Here is a 15042-nt window from a genome sequence, read left to right as displayed (position 1 = left end):
CTCCGGGCGGGGTGCTCATACCCCGAGCCCGGCACCGTGTCAAAGCTCGGCTCACCCGAAGGGGTTTTCCGGCTCTTTTTTTGCTCCCGCGGCCATGAAACCCATGGCCTGGGCCTTCTTGGCGGCGGCCACGGGCGCGCAGGCCAGGCCGCAGAACCCTGATGGCTCGCCGCCCTCCTGGTCTTCGGCGAAACGCCACATCATGCACTGGGCGCCCTGGCAGAAGCGCATCTTGCCGTCGGGGGTGGCCAGCAGGGGGCAGACCTTGAAGCGGGCGTCCTTCTCGGGGAGGATCATGCGTTACGCTCCGGGTTGAGGGGTTTGAGCACCAGCAGGGTCACGTCGTCGGCGGAGGGCACGTCCTGCTGGAAGGCGCTCAGCTCCTCCAGCACGGCCTCCATGATGGCGGCCGCCGAGCGGGAGGCGTTGGCGCGCATCACCTCGCGCACGCGCTGCTTGCCGAACATGGTCCCGTCGGGCCCGCGCGCCTCCCAGATGCCGTCGGAGCCGATGAGCAGCACGTCGCCCGGGGCGGGCCAGGCCTGCTCGGACTGGGCGAAGGAGCGCTGCTCCAGCACGCCCAGGGGCACGCCCTGGCCGTGCAGCTCGTCGAAGGTGTCCTCCCCGGCCCGGTAGAGGATGGCCGGGTCGTGCCCGGCGCGCACCCAGGCCATGCGCCGGGAGCGGGCGTCGAGCTCGATGTAGAACATGGTCATGAAGCGGCCGGTGCCGTAGGTGTCCTGGGCGAGCAGGGCGGAGACGTCCGTGATGGTCTGGGCCGCGTTGCCGGGCTGCCGGACCCGCATGCGCACCAGGGCCCGCGCCGTGGCCATGAGCAGGGCCGCGTCCAGGCCGTGGCCGGAGACGTCGCCCACCATGGCCGCCGTGAGGCCGGGCAGCCCGTGCGCGCGGGGGATGACGTCGTAGGAGTCTCCGCCGGTGTCCTCGCAGGGTATGGAGCGGGCGGCCATGTCCAACCCGGCCACGGTGGGCAGGGTGCCGGGCAGCAGCAGGCGGTGCACCTCCCTGGCCAGGGCCATGGAGTGCTTGAGCCGGGTGTGCTCCTCCAGATGGGGGATCATTTCGTTGAAGCTCTGACCCAGGGCGGTGATCTCCCCGCCGCCCCCCGGCTTCACGCGCACGGTGAAGTCGCCGTGGGCGACCTTCTCCCAGGCTTCGGCCAGGGCCGTGATGGGCCGGGTGAAGCCCCGGGCCACGAACCAGGCGGCGGCCACCACGGCCAACAGGGCGGCCAGCAGGATGACCAGGGTCAGGTGCAGCTGTTCGCTGAAACTGGTCTGGATGAACTCCGAGGCCCGCTCCGCGTCGGCGGCGGCGTCGCTCTTGGGCGCGATGAGCACCAGGGCCGTGTTCTTGACCCCGGTGGGGGCGTAGGCCCAGAGGTAGTCCTTGCCGTTGATCTCGGCTTGGCGCACGCCGCTTAATCCGCGCTTGAGGTCGCTCCTGACCAGGGACATGTCGATGGGGTCGTCCGGCGTGAGCCAGCGCGGCGCCGAGAGCCCGAGCATCCCCTGGCCGTGCCCAGCGCCGTGCATCATGCCCTGGCCCATGCTCTGGCCCATGCCCTGGCCCATGCTCTGGCCGGACGCGCCGGCTGGCTCCTCCGGGTTGGGGTCGGCCTCGCCGATGATGGAGAAGCCCTGGCCGGGCGTATCCGGCGGGTCGTAGTCAACCAGGAAGGTCTTGGAGCGCTCCGAGATGGAGCGCATGTGCTCCCGGCTGAAACCGCCGATGGAGAACGGCGCGGTGAGCGCGGTGACGCCCAGCACGCGGCCCGAGGCGTCCTTGATGGCGGTGGAGAGGGTGATGCCCACTCGCCGGGTGCCCGGGTCGATGACGGGCGCGGTCCAGACGATGCCTTGCCCGCCCTGGGCCAGGCGGTACCAGATGGTCTGCCTGGCGTCGAAGGAGCGGGGCATGCGCGCGCTCTCATTGGAGGAGATGACGCGCCCGTCCTCCAGCACGGTGATCTGGCCGCGCAGCGGGGTGTCGCCCGGCGGGGTGGAGAGGCGGTAGGCCTCGGTCAGGTCCGTGTCGCGGCTGGCCTCCAGGGCGTCCTCCACGGCCACGGCCTGGACGCGCAGGGTCTGCTGCAGGAGCTGACCCTCCTTCTGCCAGAGCTGGGCGTGGTCCTGCACGAGCAGCAGCATCTGCTCCTTGGCCTTGGCCACCAGCAGGCGGGCGGAGCGGTTGGTCAGGTGATCGGCCAGGGTCTGCATCGCCACCCGCCCGTTGAGGCGCATGAGCAGCATGGGCGCCACGGTCAGCGCCAGCAGCAGCAGGAAAAGCCTGACCCGCACGCTCACGTTTCAAGCTCCAGATAGTCTGAGAGGATGACCTTGAGCCCGAAGCCCGGGAAGTTCACCCGGCACTTGCCGCCGTCCAGGCGGGCCACGATCTTGCCCCGGCCGAAGATTTTGTGGCGGCAGAAGCCCAGGGGGCCGTCCGAGGAGGAGGCGAAGGGCGACGGCCCTGAGCCCACTGCGGCCGGGTTGGCCACGGGGGCTTGCGCCGGGGCCGGCGTGGGCGCTGGATGCCCGGACGGGCGGTGGCTCATCGGGGCCAGGGATTCCACCCTGGCCGAGGCGTCGGCCAGCGCGCCGGAGAAGGTCTCGCGCTTTTCGCTGTAGAGCTCGCGCGGCAGTTCGCGGATGAACAGGCTGGGCATGGCCGGCTGGGAGCCGCCCCCGCCCCGGTTGAACACGGTGCCGGGCACGAACAGGCTCAGTTCGTCCTTGGCGCGGGTGCAGGCCACGTAGAGCAGGCGGCGCTCCTCCTCCAGGTCCTCCGGGCGGGCCAGGGCGTGGCGGGAGGGGAAGCGGTCGTCCACCAGGTCGATGAGGATCACGGCGGGCCACTCAAGGCCCTTGGCCGAGTGCACCGTGGAGAGCACCACGGCGTCCTCCCGCACGCCCTTGCGCTCCTCCTCGGGGTTCTCCAGGGCCAGGTCGGCCAGGAAGGGCTCCAGGTGGGCGTAGTTCTGGGCGATCTGGCCCAGCTGCTCCAGGCCGTGCAGGCGGCGCGGGTAGTCCTCGGGGTGCAGGTGCATGAGCGTGGGCGTGTAGAAGGCCACGGCGCGCTCCAGCATGGCCTGGGGGCCGCCGGGCTCGGCGCGCAGGTCCTCCAGGAAGGCGAACAGGGCGTTGAGGCCGGGGTTCTTCTTGCGGTGGCTCTCGATCACCCCGCCCTCGCCGTCGCGCACGGCTGCGGCCAGCTTGAGGGCCGTCTTCTCGCCCACCTTGTCCACCAGGGTCAGCACGCGCTTCCAGGCCACCACGTCGCGGGGGTTGTGGGTCACGCGCAGGAAGGCCACCGCGTCCTTGACGTGGGCCGCTTCCGAGAAGCGCAGCCCACCGAATTTCTGGAAGGCGATGCCCTCCTTGTTCAGCCCGATCTCCAGCGAGTAGGACTGGTACCCCGCGCGGAAGAGCACCGCGATCTCGCAGGGCATGTAGCGGCGCTTGAGCTCGCGGACCTTCTCCACCACCAGGCGGGCCTGGGTCTGGTCGGAGTAGGCCTTGATGAGCTCGGGGCGCGGCCCGTCCAGGCGTTCCGAGAAGAGGTTCTTGTCGAAGCGGTCCTTGGCGTGGCGCAGCACCTCGTTGGTCAGGTCCAGGATGGGCTGGGTGGAGCGGTAGTTCTGCTCCAGGCGGATCACCCGCGTGCCCTCGTAGATGCGCGGGAAGCTCAGGATGTTCTCCACGTTGGCGCCCCGGAAGGCGTAGATGGACTGGGCGTCGTCGCCCACGGCCATCACGTTGCCCGCGTCGCCCGCCAGCAGGCGCACCAGCCGGGCCTGCACCAGGTTGGTGTCCTGGTATTCGTCCACCATGATGTAGCGGTGGCGGCGGCGCATGGCCTCGAGCATCTCCGGGTTCTGAAGGAGCACCCGCTCCAGGGTGAAGAGCATGTCGTCGTAGTCCAGCAGGCCGTGGCTCTGCTTGTACTCCTGGTAGGCGTCGCCCGCCTCCTCCAGCGTGGCCGCGTGGGGCAGGAGCTGGTAGGCCTCGCGGGAGAGCACGTCGTGGACGGTGAGCTCCTTGTTGCGGGCCTTGCTCAGAAGCTCCAGCACGAAGCCCTTCTTGGGGAAGCTCTTGTCGCCCTTGCCCGCGCCCAACTGGCCCAGCACCTGGCCCATGACGTCCTCGGCGTCGGAGCGGTCCATGACGCTCACCCCGCCCGCGCCCGCCAGTTGCGGGTAGCGCCTGAGCGTGGCGAAGCAGAAGGAGTGGAAGGTGCCGCCCTGCACACCGCCCAGGGTCATGCCCAGGAGGCGCTCGGCGCGGTGCAGCATCTCCGTGGCGGCCTTGCGCGTGAAGGTGAGCAGCAGGATGGAGGAGGGCTCCACGTTAAGCTCCACCAGGCGGGCCAGGCGGTGCACCAGGGTGCGCGTCTTGCCCGAGCCCGCGCCGGCGATGACCAGCACCGGGCCGTCGGTGGCCATCACCGCCTCGAGCTGGGCCGGGTTCAGCTGGCTGGCGAAGTCTATGGCCACTGGCGGGCCTCTGGGGTCAGGCCGAAGTGGGCGAACAGCTCGCGCCCGGCGGCGCTGACGGTTTCGGGCGCGGAGCCCGCCGAGTCGTAGAAGAAGGCGTCGCCGGGGGTGTGGCAGCCGAAGCGGCCGTAGAGCCCGGTGAGCTCGGTGCGGTTGAACTTGCCCGTGAGCGAGATGCCGGGCATCGGCTCGCAGATCAGGTCCGGCGCGCGGGAGACGAAGGGGCCGGAGTAGATCTCCTGGGCCTCGTGCACGGCGGCCAGGGCGGGCTTGCCGTCCACGCGCAGCTCCATGAGCGCGGCCTTGAGCTCGCCGCGCAGCTTGTCCGCGATGTACTGGTGGAACACGCCGCGCGCGAAGCGCTCCTTGACGTTGATGTAGATGCGGCCGGGGTCCAGGGCGAAGGCCGCGGACTCGTGGGGCGCGATGGCCTGGCTGTCGAATTCGTTCGATCCGAGCCCCTTGAGCTTGAGCAGCCCCTGCTGCATGAGCCAGACGTTGAGGTCCAGCTCAGCGGTGCATTCGGTGAAGCCGTGGTCCGCCAGCACGACCAGGCGCTTCGGCTCGGGCAGCGCGTTGTACAGCTCCAGCACGAAGCCGATGAGCGCGTCCCACTCGGCGAGCAGCTCCATGAAGGCCCCGTGCAGGGCGTGCTCCGGGTTGGCCACGGCCGGATAAAAGAAGTGGAAGATGCGGTCCGTCTCGGTGAGCACCAGCATGAAGGCGTCCCAGGCCAGGTCGGGCCAGAACAGGTCCAGGGCCTTGCGTCGGGAGCGCAGCGTGAGTCGCAGCTGGGAGAGCAGGTAGTCCGGGTCGGAGACGCCGCGCGTGGTGTCGGCCTCCAGCACGTAGCCCTCGCCCTCCAGGATGGAGGCCAGGAAGGGCGGGTGCACCGCGCGGGCCAGGTCGTGCGCCACGAAGCCGGCCACCAGCATGCCGGGCATGGGCCGAGCCGGGTAGGCTCCGGGCAGATTGATGACCTTGGAGGTGCGGTGCTGCGCCCCCAGGCGCTCGAAGAGCGTGGGGGCCTGGATGGCGGAGGAGTCCGTGAGCGAGAGGGTGTACGTGGCCGGATCGATGCGGCTGAAGCCGAACACGCCGTGCCCGCCCGGGTTCAACCCCGTGACCACCGAGGCCCAGTTGACCGGGGACAGCTCGGGCAGCTCGGCGCGCATGGCGCGGGCATTGGGCGAGAGCGCAAGCGTCGCTAGATTGGGCAGCTTGCCGCCCGCGCAGAGCGAGCGCGCCAGGGAAAGAGGCAGGCCGTCCAGGCCCAACACCACCAGCCGGTTGCGTGAGTGTGACATGGGCGAACCCATATCAGCAGGAACCCCCGGGGCCAAGACCCGTGATTGACGGCACGGATGCGGGCGGCTAGAAACAGCTTCCCTCACGATGCCCGAGTGGTGGAATTGGTAGACACAAGGGACTTAAAATCCCTCGGAGGCAACTCCTTGTCGGTTCGAGCCCGACCTCGGGTACCATTCAAAATAGCGCGCCAATTGAGAGTGCTGGATCTGTTCTACACCCTAATCCCTGCGGTTTAGTCCCTGGCGTATCCCGGATTTGGGTGGCCCGGTACTATTGTTGCGATCACAACTTTTGCGGCTTGGTTTTCCAGGGGCGCCCGGCCTCGTCTGCTTCAGTCTGCCGCGTTCGGCTCAAGTTCCTTCAATTGTTGCACGCAAGAAGCCTCCATGCTCCGTATCCGACCTTCGATTTGCAGGGTTGGCCAGGCTGATCCCGTTCTCAGGGCATTTATGGGTGGCTGGCTGGTCAGCCTCGGCCTCTTGTATTTCCTGGCGGCCTGAGTTTCGGATAAACCTGGTGTTCCGCATCGCGGTCATCGGGGGGACGCTGTGGTTGCCTGCGCGGAGCATTGCCGGGCCTGCTCCGGGGGGGGCGGTTGGTGTCTGTCAGGGAGGGATCGCCCTTGCAATAACCCCGCAGAGTTGGAACTCAGGAGAAAATTTGAGGTTGCGGTTGCACCGCGATCTGCCCTGTGGTTATATACTTATTGGGTCGTCATCCGGTGTGGATCGTCCCGATCGCAACCATCTTCCAGGCCCGACTCCGGCTGCGGGCTCCACGTTTCGAGATTGAACCGTTTGTTTCCGCCGTACAGGGCGTTCTGATGCGCCAGGACATTCTCGTCATTATAGAACGGTCGCGCACAGCTGTATGCGTCTGGTTGTAAGAGGACAAACTATTGCAACAGGAGCGAAGCTTCATGAGTGTAATTTCCAGGGCAAAATTCATTTTGTACGTCATGCTGTTGTCCGTTGCGATCCCCTTTGGCTCCAGCCAGGCCAAAGACAATCCCTTTGAGGCCGTTGCGCTTGGCGTGGAGGCCTACATCTACGGGTACCCGCTTGTGACCATGGAAATGACCAGGCGCGTCATGACCAACGTCGAGAAGCCGGAAGGAACGCGAGCTCCAATGGGGCAGTTTGTCAGGATGCGCGAGTACCCAACGGCCGAGTTCCGCGACGTGACCGCGCCGAACGCCGACACGCTCTACACCACAGCGTGGATCAACGTGAGCCAGGAGCCCTACGTGCTCACCTTGCCGGACGCCAACGACCGCTATTACCTCTTCCCCATGCTCGACGGCTGGACGGACGTCTTCCAGGTCCCCGGCAAGCGCACCACCGGAACGGGACCGCAGAAGTACGCCATCACCGGCCCGGGCTGGAAGGGCAAGCTGCCCGAGGGCGTGAAGGAGTACAAGTCGCCCACCGGCATCGTCTGGCTGCTCGGGCGCATCTACTGCACGGGAACGCCGGAGGACTACGCGACCGTGCACAAGCTGCAGGACGAGATCTCGCTCGTTCCGCTCAGCGCGTATGGCAAGCCGTACACGCCCCCTGCCGGGAAAGTGGACCCCGCCATGGATATGAAGCTTGCCGTGCGTGAGCAGGTCAACGCCCTGAGCGCTCACGACTACTTCAACCTGCTGGCGCAGCTCATGAAGGACAACCCGCCGGCCCCCGCCGACAAGCCCATGCTGGCGAAGATGGCCAAGCTCGGGATCGTTCCGGGGAAGCCCTTCGACGGGAGCAGGCTCAGCCCGCTAGCGCTCGAGGCGTTCTCGACCGTGCCGCGGATCGCCAACGACAAGATCATGCTCTGGCTGAAGGAGGGCATTGTCGCGGGCGACATGAAGCTTGAAAACGGCTGGGTCTTCACGACCAGGACCGGCCTCTACGGCACCAATTACATCCAGCGCGCGCTGATAACCGCCATCGGGCTGGGCGCCAACAGGCCCCAGGACGCCGTGTATCCCACCTCCGAAGGCCCCAACGTCCTCGAGTCCTATAACGGCGAGAAGAATTACGTGATGCACTTCGAGAAGGGGCAGCTTCCCCCGGCGGCGGGTTTTTGGTCGCTGACCATGTATGACAAGGACTACTTCTTTGTAAAAAACCCGATCAACCGCCAGAGCATCAGCGCCAGGCAGAATCTCAAACCGAACCCCGACGGCTCGGTCGACCTCTACATCCAGCACATGAGCCCCGGGGCGGACAGGGAATCCAACTGGCTCCCGGCGCCCAAGGACAAGTTCATCCTCATGCTGCGGCTCTACTGGCCGAAGGAGACGAAGCCTTCGATACTGGACGGCTCATGGACCGTGCCGGCGGTCAGGGAGGTCAAGTAGCCTCGACCGCTTCATGACCGCACGCTTGTTCATGAGGTTCGGCTTTGTCGCTCCCGGAGGGGCTTCAGAGCCGAACCTCAAGTCATTTTCGGCAGACGGCCGCCTCCCGGACGAAATTGGAAGCTGCGGGATGCAGGGTGGGGCGGGCGTTGGGCGCACCGGATCAAGCCGCGGGAGTCCGCTGGCCAGGACGCACCCCGGCCCGGCTCCGTGCGCCATGCGGACGGCGCGCGGCCTGCCGGGGCCTGGGTGCCCCTCAGGGATTCATGGCCAGGTTCTGGGCGTGTTCGGCCAGGAACTTGGCGTACCCCGGCTCCAGGCTTCGCGAAGAGAACAGGTAGACCGCCCCTGTGCTGGTGGCCGTGAAGGCGATGTCCTCGAACGCGGGGTTTTCGGCCATGGCCCGCAGGGCGTCGCCGATCTGTTCCGGGGTGAGCCCGAAGGGCTCGGCCTCGAACAGCTCCACGGGCACCGGGCGTGGGTATTCCCGAGAGTTGGCGCGGATCTCCTCGGCCATGAGCAGCGTCGGGCTCGCCTTGCGGTCCATGATCCCGGCGTAGGTGGCGCTGAGCAGGGCGGGGTCGTGGTAGCGCGCCGCGCCGTCCGCCCCGGCGAAGCAGGCCAGGCCCGCATGGGCGCGCAGGGCAGCCTCCGCCTTCTCGCCGGCGTCCGGCGATGTGACGTCGAAGCCTCGCGCGGCCAGCGCCTCCAGCACCTCGGCCGCCGACACGGCCCGGCCCTGGCGGCTGGCCTCCCTGACGGCCTCGGCCGCTGCCTCCTCCCAGTCCTCGCCTGCGGAGTTCATCCTCTGGTCCCCGGCGTCAGCTTCAGGGCCTGCATCCGCCTGCCCACGTCCTGGAGGCCCAGCCGGGCGTACGCCTCCATGGTGGGCGCGCCCGTGGCGCGGTCCCAGTCCATGACCTCGTAGAACAGGTCCATGGCCTTGGCGATGTCCTCACGGTCCATGCGGGTGGTCCCCTTGCTGAAGGGGGCCGCGCCGTTGGCGTCCTTGAAGACCCAGTCGGGCACGGTGTCGTGGCGCGAGCGAAGGTCGGGCTCGCCCATGTCGCGCTGGGTGAGGGCCCGGTGCAGCACGAAGATGCGCTCGCCCATCCGGTCCAGCTCCTCCCGGTTTGTTTTCAGGCCGGTGGCCAGGCTGAAGAACTTCGACTCCAGGCTGTCGTCGCCGCCGTAGTCGCGCTCCTTGAGCGGGGAGGCCACCCAGGGGCCCATCCAGTTGCACAGGCCCAGGGAGTCGTGAAGCTCCTTGCGGATGAGCGCCCACTTGGCCCGGCGCGCCTTGTAGACGTTGGCGGGGGTGTAGTCGCCCACGGCGTCCACCGCCTCGGGCGAGCCCCAGGTCTCGGCGGCCAGCCGCTTCTGCACCGCCAGGGGCAGGCCGTTGCGCACGAAGTTGACGTGCGAGTGGCATTGGGCGTCCCGGTTGTACTGGGTGTTGATGATGACGCCGCACTGGCCGTCGTCCTCGTTGGCGTGGTGCTTGGGGTGGCCCATCTTCCAGTAGGCCGTCTCCTTGTCCTGGCTCCAGTCCCGCTCGGTGATGGACCAGGCCGTGAACAGGCCCGCCGTGCCCTGGCTGAGCACCGCGCCGAGCTCCCCTTGGCGGTTGGCGATGCGCGGGATCATGTCCAGCAGGAAGGCGGGGTCGCCGCTCTCGTACTTGTCCCAGGGGATGGAGTCGTACTCCTTGGCCCCTAGCTTGGCCTTGAGCGTGCCGTCGTAATAGAGCTTGATGAGGTCGCGCTGGAGCTGGCCGTAGTTGCACCAGAGCCCCAGGTCGTCGGCCAGGTGCATGCCCAGCATGCAGGCCTCCAGCGAGGTGTGGCTCTTGTCCCCGGCGGCGAGCTTCCTGAAGAAGCCGCGCCCGAAGAGCAGCCCGGCGCAGGTGTTCTGCCCCATCTCCCCCACGCCGTATTTCGCCGCCACCGAGGGCACCTTGACGATGGTGTGGCAGCGTATGGGGCAGCCCGTGCAGCCGTTGCCGCGCACCGTGTACTGCCAGGCGTTGGCGCCCAGGTAGAAGGCCGCGCTGTTGGTGCGGTAGGCGATGCGGTTGAGGTCGCGGATGTTGCCGGTGATCTCCACGGGGGGCTCGGCCGCGCCCCAGCGCCTGCCCGGCTCGCCCACCCAGCGGGAGCCGGGGTTGTAGTATTCCGACTGCGGCGTGGGGAAGCTCGGCACCACATGCTGGTTGTTGCCGCCCAGGATCGAGAGGTGAAACTTGACCAGCCGCTCCCACTCGCCCTTGTCCCCGGCCAGGCGCACAGCGCCGTCGCCCTGCACGGCCACGGCCTTGAGGTTCTTGGAGCCCATGACGCCGCCCACGCCGCCCGCCGAGTGGGAGACGGAGTTGGCCACGATGGCCATGGGCGCGAGCTTCTCGCCCGCTTGGCCGATGGCCGCCACGGCGCACTCGCCGCCCATCTCACGGCTGATCTCCAGGGTGGCGCGGCGGATGCCCTCGCCCCAGAGGCCGCGCGCGTCGCGTATTTGCACCTGGGAGTTGCGGATGCTGATCCACACCGGGCGGTCGGCCTTGCCTTCCACGATCAGGGCGTCGTAGCCCGCGTACTTGAGCTTGGCCGCGAACTGCCCGCCCATGTGCCCCGAGCCCACCAGGGGCTTGGGCCAGCAGGTGGGGAAGATGGTGGTCACGGCGGTGCGTCCGTTGCAGGGCACGCCCGTGCCCGCCAGGACGCCCGTGGCGAACACGATCTTGTTGGCCGGGTCGAAGGCGCCCGTGCCGGCGGGGACCTCGTCCCAGAGCACGCGGTAGCCGATGCCCGTGCCCCCCAGGACGTCCAGGTATCTCTCAACGGTGCTTTCGGTGCTGACTGCGCCCGTGGAGAGGTCCACCCGCAGAACTTTTCCGGCAAAGCCTCCTGTCGCGCTGGCCATGGGAAACTCCTTGCCGTGCTATTTGGTGACGGTCCCGGGGCGTCCGGGCACGTGGCATTCCAGGCAGGATGCGGTCTTCTCGGGCGTTATCAGGGAAAGGGACGCGGCCCTGGCCGGTGCCTCGCGGGTCGTGTCGCGCCAGGGGACGTAGCGCAGGGCGTCGGCCGGGCAGGCCTCCACGCATTTGGGGCTGCCGCCGCAGAGGAAGCACTTGGTCGTCTTCTGGGTTTCCTCGTCGAAGACGAGCATGTTCCAGGGGCAGGAGCGCTGGCAGAGCTTGCAGCCCACGCAGGCCTGGCCGTCCACCACGCGCGCCCCGGTGGCGGGGTCGAGGCGGATGGCGTCGTTGGGGCAGGCCGTGGCGCAGGGCACGGGGTGCGGGCACTGGCGGCACACGCCCTGGACCACCAGGCCGTTGCCCCAGGCCCCCTGCGCGCCGCCCGGCCCGCCTGGGCCGAAATTGAGGGATCGGGAAATCTTGATGCGCGCCAGCGACGGCTGGGACCTGCCCTCGTTGTACTCCACGCAGGCCAGCTCGCAGCGCTGGCAGCCCACGCAGCGGGTGGGGTCGGCCAGGATCATGCCCTTGGCGTTGTCCAGGATGACCAGCGGCGCGTCCGCGCCCAGGGCCTCGCAGAGGCCCAGCGCGGTGACTGCGGCGGCGGTGGATGCGGAAAGGAGCAGGAACCCCCGCCGGGAGAGCGCTTCCCCCATCCCGGCGGCGCGGGCGGCCTCGCGGATGCGCGTGATGTCGAAGTCGCGGTCCATGCCACCTCCCGCCTGAACGGCTCAGGGCCGGCTCCCGGGGCGGCCGGGCTTGGCCTTTCCGGTCAATGTCTGTAATCCCTAGCGCAAGCAGGCCCGGCAGGCAATCGCGGGCGCGGCGGAGCGAACATGGCCACGGACCACCCTTTCGATGTGCTCGAATACCGCGACGGCGTGTTCCGGGCGGCTCGCGTGCGGGCCATCCGCGAAGTGCCGTTGCGCATGGTGGTCAACGGGCGGGAGCTCGTGCGGCTCATGTTTACCGGCGCGCACCCGCGCTTCCTGGCGGCGGGGTACCTGCTCTCCTGCGGGCTGATCGAATCCGCGCGGGACATCGCAACCCTGGACGTGGAAGAGGGGCCGGACGCCCTGGAGGCCCGCGTGGCGCTGCGAAACAGCCAGCCCCGGGCGCACGCCCTGAGCGTGACCTCCGGGCTCGGGCGCGTGCTGGCGGGCCAGGGGCAGAGGCTCCGGACCCAGCTGCCGCTCGCTAAGGGCTGGGTGGACCCGGCGGCGGTCGTCCGCCTGGCTGCGGAACTGCACGCCCGCTCGGACCTCTACCGCCTGACCCGCGGCTGCCACAACGCCTCGCTGTGCTCGGCCGGAGAGATGCTCCTGTTCCGCTCGGACATAGGCCGCCACAACGCCATCGACACCCTGGCGGGCCAGTGCCTGCTGGAAGGGCTGCCCACCGGGGACAAGATGGTCGTGAGCACCGGGCGGGTGGCCTCAGAGATCGTGCACAAGGCCGTGCGGGCGGGCATCCCGGTGCTTGCCTCCACGGCGGCGGCCACGGCCCTGGCCGTGGAGTCGGCGCGGGAGCATGGGCTGACGCTCATCGGCAACGTCGACGCGGGCGGCTTCAGGGTCTACAGCGATCCCGGAAGGCTGGCTGGCTAGGACCGGCCCCGGGGCGCCATGCCCCTCGGGGATGCGTGCGGCCAACGAAGAGGCTCGCGATTCACGCCCAAAACCCTCGCACCAATTGGCCTGTAGTATATGCAAGCAGCCCTTGTTGTGCTATGTGGTTCCCGACAGCAGACGTAGGGTTGTCTTCGTAATTTGTGAGGGTCACGTATGAAATCCGTTCGGGCAATGTGTATCGCCCTATGCCTTGTATTGACGATTGCCGCGCCTTGTCTGGCTCAGGCATTGAAAAACGTGCTGGTCGTCTATGACGGCTCGGGCACAAGCGCCTGGAACGGCGAGCTCTCCACGACGCAATTGAAGAATCTGCTCAGCCACTTCAACACGGTAGTGGTTTCGCATCCGGTCGACGCCTATACGCAAAACGAGTCCGCCGCCTATGATGTGGTGTTCTACCTGGGCACGACCTTCAATGCGGCCCTGAACCAGAACTTCATTCAGGACGCACTGAACACGAACACGAAGCTGGTCTGGATCAACTACAACCTGCACAGGATCGCCTGGGGCTCGACCCAGGCCCAGTTCCAGGAAAAGTTCGGCCTCAACTACGTGAAGATAGTCAACTCCACGGACTGGTCCGCCGTGGAGTACAAAGGGACGGACCTGCCGCGAAACGGCGGGGACCTGACCATGACCACGCTGGAGGACCGCCCCGACGCGCGGGTGATCGCCCTGGCGAAGAGCTCCGGCGAGACCACGCCCTACATCCTGCGTTCGAAGAACCTCTACTACGTGGCGGACAATCCCTTCGACAACGTGGTCTATGCGGACAGGGCCCTGGCCTTCTGCGACGTGTTGCACGACGTGCTGGAAAGCGGCGTGAGCGAAAACCACCAGGCCGTGCTGCGCATCGAGGACGTGCACACCCACCAGAACCCGGCGCAGCTCAGGGCCATCGCGGACTACCTGTATTCCCGCAAAATCCCCTTCGCCATAAGCGTGATCCCCCAATACGAGGACCCGCGCCACGTTTACGAGAAGCCGTATTCCTCCACCTGGACCGAGGCCCCGGAGACGCTGGCAGCCGTGCAGTACATGACCAGGCGGGGCGGCCGCGTCATCATGCACGGCTACACGCACCAGTATTCCACCGTGAAGAACCCCGAGACCGGGGTCAGCGCGGACGACTGGGAGTTCTACCGGGTGACGCGCAAGGCCGACGGGTCCACGCGCTACGTGGGCTTCATCCCGGAGGACAGCGAACAGTGGGCCACGGACAGGCTGACCACGGGCCTGAGCCTGCTCAGGAAGGCCAACCTCTACCCCGTGGCCTGGCTCACGCCGCATTACCTGGCCTCGCCCACGGACTACGGCGTGTTCGCCCGCTTCTTCCCCCTGGCGCTGGACCGGGGCGTCTATTTCGCCCTGGACAACAACGGGAAGTACCAGTTCAGGGAGCAGTTCGCCCCCTACACCATCGAACGCGACGCCTACGGCACGAGACGCCTGCCCGAAACCTGCAACTACATAAGCCCCTATGAGACGCCCCCGCGCCTGCCCGCCGACGCCATCGCCCTGGCCCGGCTGGTGAAGGTGGTGCGCGACGGCTGGGCTGGCTGCTACTTCCACCCCTTCCTGGACATCGCCTACCTCAAGGAAATGGTGGAGGGCATCCAGGCCGAGGGCTACACCTTCGTGCCGGTGGGCAAGGCGCCTCCGGTCGCCCCGGTGGGTGGGATAAGCGCGCTGCTGCTCTCTGGACAGTGAGGCGCGCCGCCCCGCGAACGCCTTGCCATCCGGGCGCATTCGCGTACTTTCCGTATCACTTCGCAACGCATACGGAGGGCGCATCCATGCTCAGATTCCTGAAAGCTTCCGCACTGGCCCTGGTGCTGGCCGTCTGCCTCTGCGGCCAGGCCCTGGCGGCCGAGGCCCAGGGCAAGTGGATCCACTACGGAAAGACCACCCTCAACGCCAACCAGCACGCCACCGTGACCCTGCTCAACCCCATCGAAGGGGCGGACGAGGCCCAGGTGGCCGCCAAGATCAAGGATGCGGGCGGCGCGCTGCCGCTAGTGATCGCCGTGCAGTTCTCGCAGCCTTCCGTGAGCTTCTACACGCTCAACGCCCGCGCGAGCGACCCCAAGGCCGCCGTGGAGGCCTCCCGCAAGGCCAGCCAGATGTACAAGAAAATCAATGAGTTTTTAAAATCCGGCGAGACCTACCTCGACCTGGGCGAGTGAGCCCCTGCCCGAAAACGAAGCGGGGGGGGCGCCGGGGGGGGGGGGGGCGCGGGGGGGTGGGTGGAAGAAATTTT

Annotated in this window: 11 protein-coding genes and 1 tRNA gene; 5 read left to right on the top strand and 7 right to left on the bottom strand. The window is 67.8% G+C overall.

The annotated features are described in order from the left end of the window. Positions 1 to 51: 51 nt before the first annotated feature. The 4 genes from MLE27_RS12615 to MLE27_RS12600 are packed head-to-tail and all read right to left on the bottom strand — an operon-like array spanning position 52 to position 5823. A complete protein-coding gene (locus tag MLE27_RS12615; protein WP_243312434.1) occupies positions 52 to 297 on the bottom strand; it encodes a hypothetical protein in 246 nt (81 codons plus the stop codon). Next, complete coding sequence (locus MLE27_RS18195; RefSeq protein ID WP_243312433.1) at positions 294 to 2327, bottom strand: SpoIIE family protein phosphatase; 2034 nt, start codon at positions 2325 to 2327, stop codon at positions 294 to 296. The genes MLE27_RS12615 and MLE27_RS18195 overlap by 4 nt, the downstream gene beginning before the upstream one ends. Beyond that, positions 2324 to 4516, bottom strand: coding sequence for an ATP-dependent helicase (locus MLE27_RS12605; RefSeq protein WP_341482535.1), 2193 nt, complete (start codon positions 4514 to 4516; stop codon positions 2324 to 2326). The genes MLE27_RS18195 and MLE27_RS12605 overlap by 4 nt, the downstream gene beginning before the upstream one ends. Further along, positions 4507 to 5823 (bottom strand): alkaline phosphatase family protein, encoded by a 1317-nt coding sequence (locus tag MLE27_RS12600; protein WP_243312432.1) that lies wholly within the window; start codon positions 5821 to 5823, stop codon positions 4507 to 4509. Before MLE27_RS12600 ends, MLE27_RS12605 begins: the two co-directional genes overlap by 10 nt. A gap of 90 nt (positions 5824 to 5913) precedes the next feature. Between MLE27_RS12600 and MLE27_RS12595 the strand changes: the two genes are divergently transcribed. Both MLE27_RS12595 and MLE27_RS12590 read left to right on the top strand, forming a co-directional pair. Further along, positions 5914 to 6000, top strand: a tRNA-Leu gene (locus MLE27_RS12595). 746 nt (positions 6001 to 6746) lie between these two features. Continuing rightward, positions 6747 to 8174: a DUF1254 domain-containing protein gene (locus MLE27_RS12590; protein ID WP_243312431.1), complete on the top strand. Its 1428-nt coding sequence runs from the start codon at positions 6747 to 6749 to the stop codon at positions 8172 to 8174. A 256-nt stretch (positions 8175 to 8430) separates the two neighbouring features. Here MLE27_RS12590 and MLE27_RS12585 read toward each other — a convergent pair whose 3' ends face one another. From MLE27_RS12585 to MLE27_RS12575, 3 genes are read right to left on the bottom strand one after another with little or no spacing between them, the layout of a single operon-like run. Beyond that, the gene (locus MLE27_RS12585; protein ID WP_243312430.1) at positions 8431 to 8979 is read right to left on the bottom strand and encodes a hypothetical protein; all 549 of its coding nucleotides are present in this window, start codon (positions 8977 to 8979) and stop codon (positions 8431 to 8433) included. Further along, the gene (locus tag MLE27_RS12580) at positions 8976 to 11093 is read right to left on the bottom strand and encodes an aldehyde ferredoxin oxidoreductase (RefSeq protein ID WP_243312429.1); all 2118 of its coding nucleotides are present in this window, start codon (positions 11091 to 11093) and stop codon (positions 8976 to 8978) included. The genes MLE27_RS12585 and MLE27_RS12580 overlap by 4 nt, the downstream gene beginning before the upstream one ends. Positions 11094 to 11111: 18 nt before the next feature. Next, positions 11112 to 11861: a 4Fe-4S dicluster domain-containing protein gene (locus MLE27_RS12575; RefSeq protein WP_243312428.1), complete on the bottom strand. Its 750-nt coding sequence runs from the start codon at positions 11859 to 11861 to the stop codon at positions 11112 to 11114. A gap of 126 nt (positions 11862 to 11987) precedes the next feature. Here MLE27_RS12575 and fdhD point away from each other — a divergent pair, with 126 nt between their 5' ends. The 3 genes from fdhD to MLE27_RS12560 all read left to right on the top strand — a co-directional run bounded on the left by fdhD (position 11988) and on the right by MLE27_RS12560 (position 14968). After that, a complete protein-coding gene (gene fdhD, locus MLE27_RS12570; protein ID WP_243312427.1) occupies positions 11988 to 12758 on the top strand; it encodes a formate dehydrogenase accessory sulfurtransferase FdhD in 771 nt (256 codons plus the stop codon). A 261-nt stretch (positions 12759 to 13019) separates the two neighbouring features. Then, complete coding sequence (locus MLE27_RS12565; protein WP_243312426.1) at positions 13020 to 14492, top strand: polysaccharide deacetylase family protein; 1473 nt, start codon at positions 13020 to 13022, stop codon at positions 14490 to 14492. Positions 14493 to 14578: 86 nt separating this feature from the next. Next, the gene (locus tag MLE27_RS12560; RefSeq protein ID WP_243312425.1) at positions 14579 to 14968 is read left to right on the top strand and encodes a hypothetical protein; all 390 of its coding nucleotides are present in this window, start codon (positions 14579 to 14581) and stop codon (positions 14966 to 14968) included. Positions 14969 to 15042 lie beyond the last annotated feature (74 nt).

The organism is Fundidesulfovibrio agrisoli (assembly GCF_022808715.1).
GTDB classification, from domain to species: Bacteria; Desulfobacterota; Desulfovibrionia; order Desulfovibrionales; family Desulfovibrionaceae; genus Fundidesulfovibrio; species Fundidesulfovibrio agrisoli.
This window is presented reverse-complemented; position numbering and strand designations above follow the sequence as displayed.

What these genes read in the sequence shown, in the direction of transcription:
- MLE27_RS12585 (WP_243312430.1), bottom strand. Translation starts at nt 8,979, where the DNA reads ATGAACTCCGCAGGCGAGGACTGGGAGGAGGCAGCGGCCGAGGCCGTC.
- MLE27_RS12560 (WP_243312425.1), top strand. Translation starts at nt 14,579, where the DNA reads ATGCTCAGATTCCTGAAAGCTTCCGCACTGGCCCTGGTGCTGGCCGTC.
- fdhD (WP_243312427.1), top strand. Translation starts at nt 11,988, where the DNA reads ATGGCCACGGACCACCCTTTCGATGTGCTCGAATACCGCGACGGCGTG.
- MLE27_RS12615 (WP_243312434.1), bottom strand. Translation starts at nt 297, where the DNA reads ATGATCCTCCCCGAGAAGGACGCCCGCTTCAAGGTCTGCCCCCTGCTG.
- MLE27_RS12580 (WP_243312429.1), bottom strand. Translation starts at nt 11,093, where the DNA reads ATGGCCAGCGCGACAGGAGGCTTTGCCGGAAAAGTTCTGCGGGTGGAC.
- MLE27_RS12575 (WP_243312428.1), bottom strand. Translation starts at nt 11,861, where the DNA reads ATGGACCGCGACTTCGACATCACGCGCATCCGCGAGGCCGCCCGCGCC.
- MLE27_RS12600 (WP_243312432.1), bottom strand. Translation starts at nt 5,823, where the DNA reads ATGTCACACTCACGCAACCGGCTGGTGGTGTTGGGCCTGGACGGCCTG.
- MLE27_RS12590 (WP_243312431.1), top strand. Translation starts at nt 6,747, where the DNA reads ATGAGTGTAATTTCCAGGGCAAAATTCATTTTGTACGTCATGCTGTTG.